Source organism: Dyella sp. 01N448 (assembly GCF_056399225.1).
The window spans coordinates 89,385-105,293 of sequence record NZ_JBFTQX010000008.1 but is presented as its reverse complement, the minus strand read 5'-3'; the positions used below and the strand labels follow the sequence as shown (position 1 = coordinate 105,293).

Here is a 15,909-nt window from a genome sequence, read left to right as displayed (position 1 = left end):
AGCGCCAGTACGAGTCTGTTTTCATATTCCAAGTACCTCGCGTTGCGCTCGAGCGGCCGCCAGGCGGCAGTGCGTGGCGCAGCGCCTGCCTGGCTGGCAGGTCAAGCCGCGCGCTGCCGCCTGGCGGCCGCTCGAGCGCAACCCTTCGGGCCGGGTCTGTTTGCCCCCAGGGCCGCGTCATCACTCAGTCGTGTATCGACATACACTCCTTCGTTCTTCCTCGCCCTGCGGGCAAACAGCTCCCGGCGCGAGGCACTTGGAATATGAAAACAGACTCGACCAACCACGACAGCAAGCACCCCCTGCTCGCAGCCATATTGCTTGCCCTGATCGTGGCGGCCATGAACATCGGCCTCTGGTGGTGGAGCAACCTGCCGCACGGCCCGGAAAACTGGAATGGCCCGATCGGTGGCTTTGCCCTGTCCGCTTTCCAGCGCTACCAGAATCCGCTGAAGAACGATTTCCCGTCGGACGAGGAGATCGACAGCGACCTGAAGCTGCTCAAGCGCTACACATCGCGCATCCGCACGTATTCGACGCTGCAGAATCCACAGGTCTATCGCCTGGCGGAGAAGGACGGCCTGCAGGTCATGGCCGGCGCGTGGATCGACCGGCGCCTGGACAACAACGAAAACGAAGTCGAGACGCTGATTGCGCAGGCGCGTCGCTACCCCAACTCGATCAACCGCGTGATCGTGGGCAACGAGGTGCTGTTTCGCAACGATGTCCCGCCGGAACAGCTGATGGCGTATGCCGACCGCGTGCGTGCGGCGATCCATCAGCCGGTATCCATCGCCGAGCCGGAACATATCTGGATCAAATATCCGGAGCTGGTTGAGCACGTCGACTTCATCACGGTGCACCTGTTCCCTTATTGGAACGGAATCGACCGCAGCGCTGCCGTGGGCGCCGCCCTGGGCAGCTATGACAACCTGCACAAGCTGTACCCCAACAAGCCGATCGTGATCGGCGAAATCGGCTGGCCCTCCAACGGCGATCGCTACAAGTACGCCGACCCGTCGGTGTCCAATGAAGCGATCTTCCTGCGCACGTGGTTCAACGAAGCGAAGAAACGCAACATCGACTACTACGTGATGGAAGCGTTCGACCAGCCCTGGAAAGAAGCGCTGTCGGGTCGCACCGAAGCGTACTGGGGCATGTTCAACGCCGATCGCCAGCCCAAGTTCCCGTTCACCGGACCGGTGACCGAGGACACCGCGTGGCCGTGGAAGGCGCTGGGCGCCAGCCTGCTCGCGCTGGTTCCTATGATCTGGTTCGCCCGCCGCTATAGCCGTTTCAAGCTCACCGGCCGGTTCTTCTTCTGCGCGCTGATCCAGCTGGCCTGCGGCCTGGTCACCTGGTCGGCCACGCTGCCGTTCAATTTCTATCTGAGCTGGATCGACTGGACCATGCTGGTGCTGTTGTTCCCGGCCCAGATCGCGATCCTCGCCATCCTGCTGATCAACGGCTTTGAGTTCACCGAAGTGCTGTGGCGCCGCGGCTGGGTGCGTCATGCGGGACTGCTGCCGCCCGATCCGGTGGAGAAGCAGCCGTTCGTGTCGATCCACCTGGCCTGCTACAACGAGCCGCCGGAAATGGTGTTCGTCACGCTCGATTCGCTGGCCGAGCTCAAATACGAGAACTACGAAGTCCTGGTGATCGACAACAACACCAAGGACCCGGCGATCTGGAAGCCGGTGCAGGAATACTGCGAAAAGCTCGGCAGCAAGTTCCGCTTCTTCCATCTGGAACCGTGGCCGGGCTTCAAGGCCGGCGCGCTGAATTTCGGCCTGAAGGAAACCGATCCTCGTGCAGACGTGGTGGCAGTGATCGATGCCGACTACGTGGTGCGCGAAGACTGGCTCTCCTCGCTCACCGGTTACTTCCACGACCCCAAGGTGGCCGTGGTGCAGTGCCCGCAGGCGCATCGCGACTATGAGCACAACCGCTTCCGCCGCATGACCGCGTGGGAATACGACGGCTTCTTCCGCATCGGCATGCACCATCGCAACGAGCGCAACGCGATCATCCAGCACGGCACCATGACCATGGTGCGCCGCTCGGCGCTGGAAGGCACCGGCGGCTGGTCCGAATGGACCATCTGCGAAGACGCGGAGCTTGGCTTGCGCCTGATGCATGCCGGCTACGAGCTGGTCTACGTCGACGAACTGATGGGCAAGGGCCTCACCCCGGCGGACTTCAAGGCGTACAAGAGCCAGCGTTACCGCTGGGCTTTCGGCGCCATGCAGATCCTCAAGGGCCGCTGGAACTGGATGACCCAGAAGGGTCCGCTCAGCGCGGGCCAGCGCTTCCACTTCCTGACCGGCTGGTTCAGCTGGTTTGCCGATGCGCTGCACCTGATCTTCACCATGATGGCGATCTTCTGGACCGCGGGCATGGTGGCCTTCCCCACCATCTTCAACTTGCCGATGCAGTTGTTCCTGATCCCGGTGATCGGCTTCTTCTTTGCCAAGGCGATCTTCGGCATCGTGCTGTACCGCGTGCGCGTACCCTGCAGCTGGTACGACACCTTGATGGCGTCGCTGGCCAGCATGAGCCTGTCGCACGCGATCGCGCGCGGCATCCTGCATGGCCTGACGCGGGAGAAGACCTCGTTCGTGGTGACGGCCAAGAGCCGCCGCCTGGGCGGCAGCAATTTCGCCGCGTTTGCGCCGGTGCGCGAGGAATTCCTCATGGCCATCGCGCTGGTCGGCTGTATCGTCGGCATGGGCATGCGCTTTGGCACGCACTACGTCGAAGGCACGTTGTGGATGTTCATCCTCGCGGCACAGGCGATTCCGTACGTATCGGCGGTGATTGGCGCGTGGATTGCGCACAAGGCGGGCGACAAGGCGGGTTGATCTACCCGACTGTCGCCCGGTGCGCAGCTGGCTCACGAATGGAATGCGGGTATGTCGACGATACGTTGGTTCGAAACGCAAACGGCATGGATTGACGCGGCTCAACGCGCGCAGGCCGATATCGCGCGTGAAGTCGGGCTGCTGGGCGAACAGCGTTCGTACCCGGGTTATTGCATCGCCTGCGACGGCCAGACCACCTTCCGTCTCGACGCTGCGCGTGCAACCCATCCCAACCTGCGGGAAAACCTGTGCTGCGTCCGCTGCCGCCTGAATACCCGGCAGCGCCTGATGCTTGCGGCCATGCTCGCCGACGGCGGCAAGCAAGGCCATGCCGGCACCCAGGGTGCGTTGCTCGAGAAGACCACGCGACTGTATGCGCAGTCCCACGCGCGCATGCCTTGGCTGCGTGGATCGGAGTTTCTCGGCGAAGATCGCCAATCAGGCCGTCACTACTGGTGGTCCACTCGCTGGTGGCGATGGCGCTATACACGGCACGAATCGATCACCTCGCTTTCCTACGGGAACGCTACGCTGGACTTCCTGGCGCATAGCGATGTGCTGGAGCATGTCTACGACACCGCGGCGGCGCTGCGCGAGTCGGCTCGCGTGCTGAAGCCCGGCGGCGTCATGCTGTTCACGGTTCCGTTTTTCATCGGCAACGCCCGGTCGATACTCCGCGGTCGCCCGAATGCATCCGGTGACATCGAGCACCTGCAGCCGCCGGAGTACCATGGCGACGGACTCAACCGCGGTGGCATCTACACTTTCCACAACTTCGGGTGGGACATCCTCGATCAGATTCGCGACGCCGGCTTCAGCCGTGCGGAAGCTGGGTTCTGTTACGCCCCGCGCGAAGGATTCCATGTCGATGATGCGAGTTCGGCCGAATCGTGGAAGATGCTGCCGAATATTCTCAAAGCTACTCGATAGCAAGGTTCTTGATTCATCGCAGACATTCCAGCTGCTAGATAATCACGGCAAGTCTGCCCTCCAATAACGGATGGGGTGGCGAGGACGGATCCGGAAGCATGCATATAGTCCAACGCCTTGCCGCGCTACTTCTATGCATACCGATGCTGGCGCACGCAGGTGTCCAGCTGGTGGTGGATGGCGTGGACGATCCGTTGAAGCTGGCGGTGAGTTCGGGCGTCGATCTTTCGCAGTACGCCAATCGCGACGTGACCGAGGCGCAGGTGCGCCGCCTGTACGAACAGTCGCTGGACCAGGCCAAGACGGCCTTGGAGCCGTATGGCTACTACGAGGCCAAGGTGCAGGGGCAACTCGATCCGGTGGGCACCGACTGGCGCGTGACGCTGCATGTCACCCCCGGATCGCCCGTCACCGTCACCGAGGTGGATCTCAAACTCGACGCCACGGCATCGAAAATCCCGGCGATTCGACGGGCGCAACGCGCCATCGAAAACCTCAAGGGCCGGACGCTGAACCATGGCGAGTATGACTCCGCTCGCGATGCGCTGAGCGGCGCGCTCACCGCCAACGGCTTCCTCGATGCGCGCCTGACCACGCATCGGGTGGACGTCAATCGCGCTGAGCGCAGCGCCGTCGTCCATCTCGCCTGGGAGGCGGGCCAGCGCTACAAGTTTGGCGACGTCCATTTCGAAGGCTCGCAGTTCAAGGAGGGCTTCCTGCAGCGCTACGTGCCCTTCAAGTCAGGCGAATATTTTGCGCAGGACAAGCTGTTGCAGCTGCAGCAGGCGCTCAACGGCGCGGATTATTTCTCGGTCGTGAACGTGCTGCCCGACGTGGACGACAAGAAAAACGGCGTGGTCGATGTGAAGGTGGAACTCTCGCCGGCCAAGCGCACGGTCTACACCGGCGGCCCCTTCATCGGCACGGACACGGGCTTTGGCGTGCGCGCAGGCATGGAGCGGCGCTGGGTGAACGCCAGCGGCCACAAGTGGAAGAACGAGCTGATCCTCGCGCAGAAACTCAAGACGCTGTCGACGTTGTACACGGTGCCCCTGCCCGGCCCCAACCAGCGCAGCTTCAACTACGGCGCCACCTACCGCGACTCCAATACCGACACGTCCAAATCCAAGACGCTGGAACTGGTGGCCAACGAGACGCGCGAGTGGCATGGATGGGTGCGCACCATCGGCATTCATGCGCTGGACGGCACCTTCACCGTGGGCCAGAAACCCGGCGAAGCGGACAACGTGGAGGGGCTGGAACACGGCCAGAGCAACCTGTTTTATCCGGAGGTGTCGCTGTCGCGCAAATCGGGCGACAACCCGATCTTTGTGCGCAATGGCTGGTCGCTGGTGTTGACGGCACGCTCCACGGTGGGCTCGCTGCTCTCCGACGCGAGCTTCAGCCAGGTCACGGCCGACGGCAAATGGATTACCTCGTTCTGGGGCAACAACCGCTTCATCGTGCGCGGTTCGGCCGGCGCCACCTGGACCAATAATTTCGACGACTTGCCGCCGCAGCTGCGTTTCTTCGCGGGCGGCGACCGTTCGGTGCGCGGCTACAGCTATCAGAGCATCGGCCCCAAGAATTCGTTTGGCCGCGTGATCGGTGGCGAGAACCTGCTGGTCGGCAGCACCGAGGTGGAGCACTACTTCACGCGCCAATGGGGCATGGCTGCGTTCGTCGATGCGGGCAACGCATTCACCGGCACGGATTATCGCCCCAAGATCGGCGCAGGCCTGGGCGTACGCTGGCTCTCCCCGGTGGGTATGATCCGGGTGGACCTGGGTACGCCGGTGCACAACCCGGATGAGCACGGTGTGGAACTGCACGTCGTGATCGGCCCGGATCTGTGAGCAGCGATGTGATGACTGAGACGACCGCCTCCGCTCCCGCGCCTCGCCCACGCCGCCACTGGCTGCGCTGGACGCTGCTGTCCGTGCTCGCGTTGGTGCTGGTGCTGCTTGCGTTCATCGCATGGGTGATCGGCACAGCGCCGGGCCTGCGCTTCGCCTTGGCGCGTGCGGAAGGCTTCACGGATGGCCAGCTCACTGTGCAATCGGCACAGGGCCGTCTCGTCGGGCCGCTTGATCTGGTGGGCTTGCGTTATGCCGATGGCAAAGGGCTCGACGTCAAGGTCGCCAAGGCGCACCTGGATCTGCGCGTGCCTGCTCTCTCCCGCAAACGGCTGCATGTGCTCGATCTCGACGCCGACGGTGTCGAGGTGGCGCTGCCTCCCAGTGAACCCCAATCGCCCGAGAGCCAGAGCAGCTCATGGTGGAAGCCGCCGTTCGATATGCTGCTCGATCGTGCGCACATCGGCTCAGTGAAGATCACGCAGGCGGGACAACCGTTGTTCGCCTCTGATTCGCTCGACGTCGCGGGCAGCTGGACCGGCAGTCGCGGCATCGAACTTCGCCAGCTCAAGCTGCGCGCGCCCGAAGGCCATGCGGATCTGACCGGCCGCCTGGTGGTGGGCAGCAAATACCAGGGCGACAGCAAGGCGAGCTTTGCCTGGACCGTGAGCGGCACCGAATATGCCGGTGAACTGATCGCAAGCGGCGACGGCAAGCAGGCGCACGCCGATCTGCAACTCACGCAGCCCACGGCTGTGCGATTTCAATTGGCGCTGGCGCAAGGCGGCGACTATGCATGGACGGCGACGCTCGATGCGCCGCGCTTCGATCCCAAGCCTTTGCTCGGCGAGAGCTCGCTCACCGGCCTCGCCGTAGCGCTCACCGGCAAGGGCGACCGCCGCAGCGGCACGCTCACCGGCCAACTGGGCCTCAACGACTACCAGCTGCACTTGCAGCCGCTTACCGCGCGCTTCAGCGACGATCTCAACACCTTGACGATCGAACAGCTGGGCATCACCTCGCCGCAGTTCAAGGGTGGCGTCGGTGTGCATGGCGTCGCGCAGCTGGCGGCCAAACCACTGGCAGCCGACCTCACCGTCGAGTGGAAGGACGTGGTGCTGCCCGAGCAGATGGCCGGCCAGACACTGCTGAGCCATGGCAGCCTCACGGCCAAGGGCACTACCGAACAATTCCACGCGGAAAGCACCCTGGCCATCGGCCCGGCAGGCAAGCTGGCCGATGTCACACTCGTGCTCGACGGCACGCCGCAACTCATCAACCTGCATGCGCTCACGGTCAAACAGCCGCAAGGCGATCTGCAGGCCAAGGGAACGCTGAATCTGCAACCGACGTTCGGCTGGCAGATGGAAGCGATCGCCCACCGTTTCGACCCGGGTCATGTGCTGGCGAAATGGAACGGCTCGCTGGATTTCGACATCGCCTCGCAAGGCACGCTGCCGCAGGACCATCCCGACGTCACACTCGAGATCAAGAAATTCGATGGTCGTCTGCGCGATCGCACCGTGCACGGCGACGGCAAGCTGCACCTGCCGCCCGAAGGCGTGATCGACGGCCAGCTGCATCTGATCTCCGGCGGCAGCGATGCGCGGATCGACGCGAAGCCGGGCAACACCAACGACATCACGATCAAGCTGGCGGTCGCCTCGCTGGGCGATTGGCTGCCCGAGTCTGCCGGACGTCTCCAGGGCACCATCCAAGTGCGCGGCAAGCATCCCAGGCTCGCGGTCGAAGCCAATCTGCAAGGCAGCGCACTCAGTTATGCGGGCCAACAGGTCAACGCGTTGCGGCTGGTCGCCAACGTGCCCGACATCAGTCATCCCGGCGGCAAGCTCGATCTGCAGACCAGTGGCGTGAACGCCGGCGGCCTCGCCTTCACCCAAGTCAACGTACGCGGCGATGGCACGGCCGAACGCCACAGCCTCACGCTCACCGCGCATGGCTCGCCGCTGTCGACGGATCTGGCGCTAAGTGGCAGCCTCAGGGGCTCGGCATGGAATGGCACGCTTTCCACGCTCAATGTGGATTTTGCCGGCCTGCCGCCGTGGCGACTGCAGCAGTCGACGCAGCTCTCCTATAACGATGGTGCGCTCAATCTTTCCGAGCTTTGCCTCACCGCAGGCGAACCTCTGCTGTGTGCCGCCGCCAAACAGGACAAGGCCGGCAATCTCGATGCGAGCTATCGACTGCACGGTCTGCCCATCGCGCTGATCATGAGCGCGGTGAGCACCAGCAAGCAGCCCATGCGCGTGGAAGGCACACTCGAGGGCAGCGGCAGTCTGCGCCGCAATACAGCGGGCGCCCTGACGGGCAACGCGTCGATTACTTCGCCGCGCGGCTCCGTAGCCTATGCCGATCGCGCCGACCAGCCGCTGGTGACCTACGACAACCTCGCGCTTAACGCGCAGCTCAGCCCCGCGAGCCAGCAGCTGGTGTTGCATGCGGGCCTGACCAACAACGGACGCATCGACGGCCAGGTGAATATCACGGGTGCGCAGCAATCGCTCGGTGGCCATGTCGGCATCCATGTGAGCAATCTCAAGCTGCTGGAAATCTTCACCACCGAGGTCGTCAATCCCAAGGGCGCCATGAATGGCGACTTCAATCTCGCAGACACGCTGGCGCAGCCGGCCATCAGCGGACAGGCCAACCTCACCGACTTCTCCGCGGAAATTCCCGGCATGGGCCTCAAGCTCAACCAGGGACGCATCGCCATCGGCACGACGGATGCGCGACATTTCCGCATCGACGGCACGCTGCATTCGGGCGACGGCAGCGTCGTGCTCGCAGGCACGGCGGCACTGGGCGCCGATGCGCAGAGCGTGCTGTCGGTAAAGGGCAGCAACTTCAAGGCAGTCGACCTCCCCGCCGCCAAGGTGGCGATATCACCCGATCTGGCCGTGCGCCACGACGACAAAGGTCTGGACATCACCGGCAACGTGACGCTCGACAGCGCCGACGTGAATCTCGACAAATTACCCGGCGCGGGAGCCACCAAAGCGTCGCCCGACGTGGTCGTGGTGGACGAGAAGCAGCAGGAGCAAACGGCAAGCCAGATGCCGATATCCGCCACCGTCACCGTGAACCTGGGCAAAAAGGCCCACCTCGTCGGCATGGGCCTCGATGGCACTTTGCGCGGCCAGCTCGTGGTCAGCGAACGACCCGGCCGCGCCACCACCGGCCAGGGTCAGATCGACGTGGCAGGCACCTATAAGGCCTACGGCCAGAACCTGCAGATCGCCCGCGGTCAGCTGCTGTTTGCGAGCACGCCCATCGATAACCCGGGCCTCAATATCCGCGCCGTCCGCAAGCTCAATCCCAACGCCACCATCGACGACGGCCAGCAGGTGGGCCTCAACATCGCGGGCACTGCGCAACGACCCGTGCTCACGGTGTTCTCGCAGCCGCCGATGGAACAGTCCGACGCCCTCTCCTACCTGATCACCGGCAAGCCGCTGTCCCAGGTGAAGGGTGGTGAAGGCAATATGGTGGGTGCGGCGGCGCAAGCGCTGGGCTCGGCCACGGGCAACCTGCTGGCCAAGAGCATCGGCTCGCGCCTGGGCGTGGACGACATCGGCGTCAGCAGCAATGACGCACTCAACGGCGGGTCTGCATTTACCGTGGGCAAGTACCTCTCGCCGCGCCTCTACATCAGTTATGGCGTGGGCTTGTTCGACCCCGGCCAGGTCATCACGTTGCGCTACCACTTCAACAGCCGCTGGAATTTCGAAGCGCAAACCGCGACTGACTTCAATCGCGCCTCCCTGAACTACCGCATCGAGCGCTGACACTCGCTTGCAGGAGCACACCCGTGCGCGACTGCGGCGTAGTGATGTGCAAGGTCGCGCACGCGTGCGCTCCTGCAAGGAGGCGACGCGCCCTGCCCCTAGCCCAAAAGTCATGCCCCCAACAGGGAGATGACGGACTATCGTTACCGCTTTCCCGCTCAGGAGACCGCTCATGCGCCAGCTTCGTTGGATTTTCACGGCCGCAGCGATGACCACCACCTGCGCCATGGCGGCCACCGCCACCCCGCCGGCGCCGGCTCATGCCGCCGCTCGCAGCGCCAGCGGCATCGACCTGGCCGGCATCGACCACAGCGTGCAGCCGGGCAACGATTTCGATAACTACGCCAATGGCAACTGGAAGAAGACCGCTGAGATTCCGGCGGATCGCTCCAGCACCGGCAACTTCCCGGAAGTGTTCCAGAAGACCGAGAAGCGCAATGCCGAGCTGATCCAGGCGGCAGGCAAGGGCAATCCGGCTGCGGGCAGCAACACGCGCAAGATCGCCGATTACTACGCTGCGTTCATGGACGAGGCCGGCATCGAGAAGCGCGGTCTCGAACCGCTGCAGCCCGAGCTGCATCAGATCGACGCGATCCAAAGCAAGGCCGATCTCGCCCGCGTGCTGGGCGATGGCCTGCGCGCCGACGTGGACCCGGTGAACGCCACCAATTTCCAGACGGAGCACTTGTTCGGTCTGTTCGTATCGCACGGCCTGCAGGACGCCACGCGCAATATCCCATACCTGCTGCAAGGCGGCCTTGGCATGCCTACGCGCGACTACTACCTGTCCGACGACAAGGCGATGGTGGAAACGCGCGGCAAATATCAGGCGTATATCGCTGCGCTGCTGAAGCAGGCAAACATCGCCGATGCCGACGCAAAGGCCAAGGCCATCCTCGAGCTGGAAACCAAGATCGCCAAGGCGCAGGTCGACATGGTCGACAGCCAGGACATCCACAAGGCCAATAACCCGTGGGCGATGGACGCGTTCGCCAGGAACGCGCCGGGCCTGGATTGGAATGCTTATTTCAAGGCTGCGGGCCTGGATCAGCAGAAGACCGTCGACGTGTGGCAGGTGCCGGCCATCAAGGCGCTTTCCGCGCTGACGGCCAGCGAGCCGTTGCAGACCTGGAAGGACTACCTGACCTTCCACGCGCTCAACCAAAGCGCCTCGTTGCTGCCCAAGGCGTATGCCGACCTCAGCTTCGGCTTCTACGGCCAGACCCTGTCCGGCACGCCCCAGCAACGCGATCGCTGGAAGCGCGGCGTGGCCAGCACCAATGTCGCGCTCGGCGATGCGGTCGGCCAGATTTACGTGAAGGAGTATTTCCCGGCCTCGTCCAAGCAGCAGGTCGAGCAGATGGTGAAGAACATCCTCGCCGCGTTCAACGAGCGCGTGGATCATCTGGACTGGATGACGCCGGCGACGCGCGAGAAAGCCAAAGCCAAGATCGCCAGCATCCGCGTGAGCGTGGGCTATCCGGAACATTGGCGTGACTACAGCAAGCTCGATATTCGTGCCGACGACGCGCTGGGCAACAAGCAGCGCGCCGAGAAATACGAGTACGATCATCAAGTCGCCAAGTTGGGCCAGCCGGTGGATCGCGGCGAGTGGTGGATGACCCCGCAGATGGTCAACGCGGTCAACCTGCCGCTGCAGAATGCATTGAATTTCCCGGCCGCGATACTCGAAGCGCCGTTCTTCGATCCGAAGGTCGACGCCGCCGCCAACTATGGCTCCATTGGCGCCGTGATCGGTCACGAAATCAGCCACAGCTTCGACAACCTTGGCGCCGAGTTCGATGCGCAGGGCAACCTCGCCAACTGGTGGACGCCGGAAGATCAGGCGCACTTCAAGGCTGCAGGCCAGAAACTTGTCGAGCAGTACAACGCGTATGAAGCACTGCCGGGCCTGCACATCAATGGCCAGCAGACGCTGGGCGAAAACATCGCGGACGTGTCCGGACTTACGATTGCCTACGTGGCGTATCACAAGTCGCTCGGCGGCAAGCCGGCGCCCGTGGTTGACGGCCTTACCGGTGACCAGCGCTTCTTCCTGGCCTTTGCCCAGACCTGGCGCGAGAAGATCCGCGATGCCGCGATGCGCCAGCGAGTGATCGGCAACGAACATGCGCCGGGCCGCTTCCGTGCGCAGGTCGTGCGCAATCTGGACGGCTGGTACGACGCGTTCCAGCCCAAGCCGGGCGAAACACTGTACCTGGCGCCGGCCGATCGCGTGAAGATCTGGTAACGCGCCTGCTGGGATAAAAACCTGGGCCACGTCTTGCGAAAGACGTGGCCTTTTCGTTCAAGCCACCCGCGCAGCCGTGCTGCGTGGCGTAAGCAAACCCAGCACGATGGCTACGATAAACAGCGCCGGCACGTCACCCAGCAGATGCCCCATATGCATGGGATGCATGAACGACTGCGCCGCCATGATCGCGCCGTGCGCGACGCTGGACCACACGGCGAACCAGATCAGGCTGAGATTGGCCAAGGGATCGCGGGCCGCGCGTATCAGGAACACTCCGAGCGTCGCGTAGACGCCCACGATCATCAGCGGGTAGTCGGAATAACCCTCGTGCCACACCCAGCCCGAAGGCCACAGTTGCATCAGCGGATAGATGAGCAGGAAGACGACGCCCAGCAAGACCAGGACGATGCGAAGAAGCTTGAGACGTTGTAAGTCGCTCACGGCTCACCTCAGCTGCTTTTGGCGAGGGAGGCAGTCTATGCCCGGGCGCCGGCTGGTGATGTCGGACGAACGGTCTAGATCTTCGCGTAGGGCCGGTGCGCGGGATGCTTCGGCAAGGCTAGTCGCGGTCAGAGCGTTCGCGTCATGAACACGCTGAAGGAATCGTCCACGTAATCACCGAACGGGCCACAGAGCGTGAAGCCAAAGCGCGCATACAACTGTCGTGCCGGCTCGAACGCGGCGGGCGAACCCGTTTCCAGGCTCAAGCGGCGATAGCCACGGCGCGAGGCCTCCTTGAGGATGTGCCTGAGCACACATGCCGCCACGCCCTTGCGACGATGGCGCCTGGACGTGCGCATGGATTTGATTTCGGCATGCTCGTCGTCAAGCTTGCGGATGGCACCGCAACCTACCAGCTCAGCCCCTTCCCACACGGTCCAGAAGGTGATCTGTGGCGCGCGCAGCCTGTCCAGGTCGAGCGCATGGATGCTTTCGGGTGGCGACCACTTCGCCATGTCGTCGAGGTGTTCCTGCAGCAATGCGCCGATCTCCGGGCCACGCAGGTCATCGATGCGGATATCGAACGTCATCGCCAGGGCTTCCTCAGTGAATACCCAGACCTTCGATGCCGATGATGTCATGGGCATCGAAACCGGCCATCTCGGCAAAGTGTCGACCTCGGTCGGCGTAATCGTGGAACTGGTCGAAGCTGGGTGCGCCAGGAGAAAGCAGGATGGTACCGCCGTCAGGCGTCACTGCCCGGGCGCGCTGGACCGCGTCTGGCAGACCTGGCGCTTCTTCCACGGCGATACCTGCTTCACGCAATGCCTGCGCAATACGCGGGCCGTTGGCGCCCTGGGCGACAATGGCGTGCGGTGCATGCGTTCTCGCAGCGACGACAAAATCACTCCAGTCCAGGCCACGATCATGGCCACCCACGATGACCGTCACGGCGCGGCCTTCCAGACTGTTCAACGCCGCGAGCGTGGCCTGGGGCGTGGTGCTGATGGAATCGTTGACCCACTGGAAACCGTCGTGCTCACCCAGCGGCTGCAAGCGATGTGGCAAGGGCCTGAACGTTGCGAGTGAGGGCGCGGCCTTGAGTGCATCAAAACCCATGAACTCCAGCGCAGCGAGCGCGGCGCAGGCGTTGAGCGCATTGTGTTCGCCGGGTGCGCGCAGGTTGGCGATCTCAAACACCGGTTCGGCACCGTGGCGAATGAAGCCACCGGCGACATGCCACCCTTGCGCGTCGCCAAACACGATGCGGTGCGGATGTTGCGCCGTGCGCTCCAACAGCGATGGCTGCGTGGCGTTGACCAGCAGCTGTTTCGACACGCCGGCAAGCTTGAGCTTGTCTTCGATGTAGCGCTCGCGCGAGCCATGCCAGTCGAGGTGTTCCTCGTAAAGGCTGGTGATGACGCCAAGCTCGACCGGCCCTGCTTCCCCGGTCTGAAAACTGGAAAGCTCGATGGCCCAGAGCTCGGCCGACTCATCGAGCAGTTCGAGCAACGGCATGCCGATGTTGCCGGCCAGCGCCGTGCGCACGCCAAGACTGCGGGCAAGATGCGCGAGCAAAGCGGTGGTGGTGCTTTTGCCCTTGGTGCCGGTGACGGCAACAACGCGTGCCGTGGGCTTTTCGGCAAACCACAGGGCCGTACCCGACGTCACGCGGATACCCGCCTCATGGGCGGCCAGCAGCGCCGGCTTGTAGGCCGAAATGCCAGGCGACTTCACCACCACGTCGAACCTGGCGAGCGCCGTGGCATCCGGTTCCTGCCCGTGCACCGTGAGCGTGGCATCGAACGCTTTGGCCGCGGTGATTTCCGCATCGCTGCAGAACAGCGTGAGCGCAAGCTCGGGCAAACGCGCACGAATGGCTGCGATGGCCGCCTTGCCCTCCCGTCCGAAGCCCCAGATCGCCACTCGCTTGTTGGCAAGATCGGCGATGCGCAGCGGCGGCAAGGTGGTCACGCGAAGAACGCCAACGCCGGCAGGAGACGCTTGGGAATGCGCTGTTCGCCGGACGGCTGCAGCCAGGGTTCCAGCGCCAGTTCGCTCACGTCGAGCTGCGGCAGGATTTCGCGGATGAAACGTGCGACTAGGGCGTCTTCCTGCCATTCCGAACGCTGGCTCAACGCCAGCATCGCTGCGCGTGCTTCCGCACCCTCGCCCACGCACTCGAACGGCTTGTGGTCCTGGTATTCCAGCAGCGCATCGAAACCCGGCGCGAGGTTTTCATCGTCCAGCAGATTGCGCCCGAAGATGGACAGCAGACGCGGCTTGGGCAGGAACGGCGCCAGCGCCAGGAACACGAAGTGGCACTTCGGACACTGACCGCACCAGCGATCCGCCGGCTTGGGGCCAAGGATCTTGAAGTTGCGGTTGCAGCTGGAAAACACGTCGAAATAGGGCGTGAGCTTGGCGAACGCGCGCGTCACCGCCAGCTCGGAATACGGCCGCAGCAGCGAGCAATAGTCGAGATCGGCCGCCACGTGCTGGTGCAGCCAGTCGCCGAGCAACTGCTCGAACGCATAGCCCTTGCTCCACTGGTGATTCACCTGCTGGCCGTCGTACTCCAGCGTGGCAGCCGAGGCGGAGCGCTCATTGGCGAACGCGATGCTGTCGAAGCCATAGAGGATGGCCGCCACGGCGAGGATCGCGGAGTTCACCGCCGTCACCGGGATATGGCCGTTCCACGCACCCAGGCGATTGAGTTCGAACAGGCCCGGCGCGAGTTCGCGCTGGATATTGAGCATGGGCAGGCCGGTGCGTTCGGCGCACGCGGCGATCAAGGGCGAATTGCCGACCCATACGGCCGTGGCGTCACCACCGATGGATTTGATCGCTTCCACGGCAACAAGTGAGTCTTTGCCGCCGCCGATCGGCACCAGGGTGCGATGCGGCAGGCCCAGCGCCTTGGCTTCCGGCTGCTTCGCGCCGCCGCGGGGGAAGTTGATGCGACCACGCAGATCCAACCCGTTGCGATAGGCAAACTCGGCCAGTCCATGCAGATAAAGCGCGTCGAGCAGGTCCGCCGTGCTGTCGTCCAGCGGGCCACCCGCGACCTCGATGCGCGGCGGCACGCCGGCCTTGTAGTAGCTGACGCCCGCGATGAGATGCAGCATCTTCAGCGCCTGCTCGAAGGCGGCCTGATGGTTCGCGGGAATGGCTGGCGCATTCGGGAAGCGCACGCGCTCGACCAGTTCGTCACCGTGATCGAACGCATACACCAGCTCGGCTACGCCGTCGGCATAGCTGCAGCGCAGGTAGCGGAATACCTGGGTCAGGCGAGGATTGATGTTGGTGGTCACGCCTCAGTCTCCATTGCATGCTCCCTCGCCCCTCCGGGGAGAGGGTTGGGGTGAGGGGCCGGGGCTGGCCAAAGCCTCGAAAATGACCTCAAGCACGCTTTCAGTGTTCGTCAGTACTTCATTGTTCCAGAAACGCAGCACGCGGTAGCCCTCTTCCCCAAGCTTTCGTGTTCGCGCTTCGTCATAAATCAGCTGATCGCCATGTTGGCCGCCGTCGAGCTCCACGATCAGGCCCGCATCCGGACAGACAAAATCAACGACGTATGGTCCGATCTCGTTCTGGCGGCGGAATTTCCAGCCTTGCAGGCGGCGATTTCGCAGGTGATACCAGAGCAACTGCTCGGCGTCTGTCTGACCGACGCGCAGGCTGCGTGCTCCATCTACGTTTAAACGCTTCATCCGTGAGCGTCCGTGATTGGAAAGTCACCGCGAGCACCCGCCCCTCAC

General features: G+C 63.6%; 10 protein-coding genes. 5 read left to right on the top strand and 5 right to left on the bottom strand.

What is annotated here, in order from left to right; translation table 11 throughout:
* Positions 1–263: 263 nt before the first annotated feature.
* From AC1DKY_RS15150 to AC1DKY_RS15130, 5 genes are all read left to right on the top strand, one after another.
* Positions 264–2,861 (top strand): glycosyltransferase family 2 protein, encoded by a 2,598-nt coding sequence (locus tag AC1DKY_RS15150; protein WP_441603076.1) that lies wholly within the window; start codon positions 264–266, stop codon positions 2,859–2,861.
* 51 nt (positions 2,862–2,912) lie between these two features.
* A complete protein-coding gene (locus AC1DKY_RS15145) occupies positions 2,913–3,791 on the top strand; it encodes a class I SAM-dependent methyltransferase (protein ID WP_441603077.1) in 879 nt (292 codons plus the stop codon).
* A gap of 98 nt (positions 3,792–3,889) precedes the next feature.
* Complete coding sequence (locus tag AC1DKY_RS15140; protein ID WP_441603078.1) at positions 3,890–5,647, top strand: autotransporter assembly complex protein TamA; 1,758 nt, start codon at positions 3,890–3,892, stop codon at positions 5,645–5,647.
* An 11-nt stretch (positions 5,648–5,658) separates the two neighbouring features.
* Complete coding sequence (locus AC1DKY_RS15135; protein WP_441603079.1) at positions 5,659–9,453, top strand: translocation/assembly module TamB domain-containing protein; 3,795 nt, start codon at positions 5,659–5,661, stop codon at positions 9,451–9,453.
* A 172-nt stretch (positions 9,454–9,625) separates the two neighbouring features.
* Positions 9,626–11,704: a M13 family metallopeptidase gene (locus AC1DKY_RS15130; protein ID WP_441603080.1), complete on the top strand. Its 2,079-nt coding sequence runs from the start codon at positions 9,626–9,628 to the stop codon at positions 11,702–11,704.
* A gap of 57 nt (positions 11,705–11,761) precedes the next feature.
* Here AC1DKY_RS15130 and AC1DKY_RS15125 read toward each other — a convergent pair whose 3' ends face one another.
* From AC1DKY_RS15125 to AC1DKY_RS15105, 5 genes are all read right to left on the bottom strand, one after another.
* Positions 11,762–12,148, bottom strand: coding sequence for a DUF6632 domain-containing protein (locus AC1DKY_RS15125; protein ID WP_441603081.1), 387 nt, complete (start codon positions 12,146–12,148; stop codon positions 11,762–11,764).
* A 128-nt stretch (positions 12,149–12,276) separates the two neighbouring features.
* Positions 12,277–12,789, bottom strand: coding sequence for a GNAT family N-acetyltransferase (locus tag AC1DKY_RS15120; RefSeq protein WP_441603082.1), 513 nt, complete (start codon positions 12,787–12,789; stop codon positions 12,277–12,279).
* Positions 12,752–14,104, bottom strand: coding sequence for a UDP-N-acetylmuramoyl-L-alanine--D-glutamate ligase (murD, locus tag AC1DKY_RS15115; RefSeq protein WP_441603159.1), 1,353 nt, complete (start codon positions 14,102–14,104; stop codon positions 12,752–12,754). The genes AC1DKY_RS15120 and murD overlap by 38 nt, the downstream gene beginning before the upstream one ends.
* 14 nt (positions 14,105–14,118) lie before the next feature.
* Positions 14,119–15,462, bottom strand: coding sequence for a UDP-N-acetyl-alpha-D-muramoyl-L-alanyl-L-glutamate epimerase (gene murL, locus AC1DKY_RS15110; protein ID WP_441603083.1), 1,344 nt, complete (start codon positions 15,460–15,462; stop codon positions 14,119–14,121).
* A 3-nt stretch (positions 15,463–15,465) separates the two neighbouring features.
* A complete protein-coding gene (locus AC1DKY_RS15105) occupies positions 15,466–15,861 on the bottom strand; it encodes an endonuclease domain-containing protein (RefSeq protein WP_441603084.1) in 396 nt (131 codons plus the stop codon).
* Between the last annotated feature and the right edge of the window lie 48 nt (positions 15,862–15,909).

Bases quoted from the DNA above. Each gene is read 5' to 3' on its own strand.
- AC1DKY_RS15145 (WP_441603077.1), top strand. From the start codon at position 2,913: ATGTCGACGATACGTTGGTTCGAAACGCAAACGGCATGGATTGACGCG.
- AC1DKY_RS15140 (WP_441603078.1), top strand. From the start codon at position 3,890: ATGCATATAGTCCAACGCCTTGCCGCGCTACTTCTATGCATACCGATG.
- AC1DKY_RS15135 (WP_441603079.1), top strand. From the start codon at position 5,659: ATGACTGAGACGACCGCCTCCGCTCCCGCGCCTCGCCCACGCCGCCAC.
- AC1DKY_RS15120 (WP_441603082.1), bottom strand. From the start codon at position 12,789: ATGACATCATCGGCATCGAAGGTCTGGGTATTCACTGAGGAAGCCCTG.
- AC1DKY_RS15150 (WP_441603076.1), top strand. From the start codon at position 264: ATGAAAACAGACTCGACCAACCACGACAGCAAGCACCCCCTGCTCGCA.
- AC1DKY_RS15130 (WP_441603080.1), top strand. From the start codon at position 9,626: ATGCGCCAGCTTCGTTGGATTTTCACGGCCGCAGCGATGACCACCACC.
- AC1DKY_RS15105 (WP_441603084.1), bottom strand. From the start codon at position 15,861: ATGAAGCGTTTAAACGTAGATGGAGCACGCAGCCTGCGCGTCGGTCAG.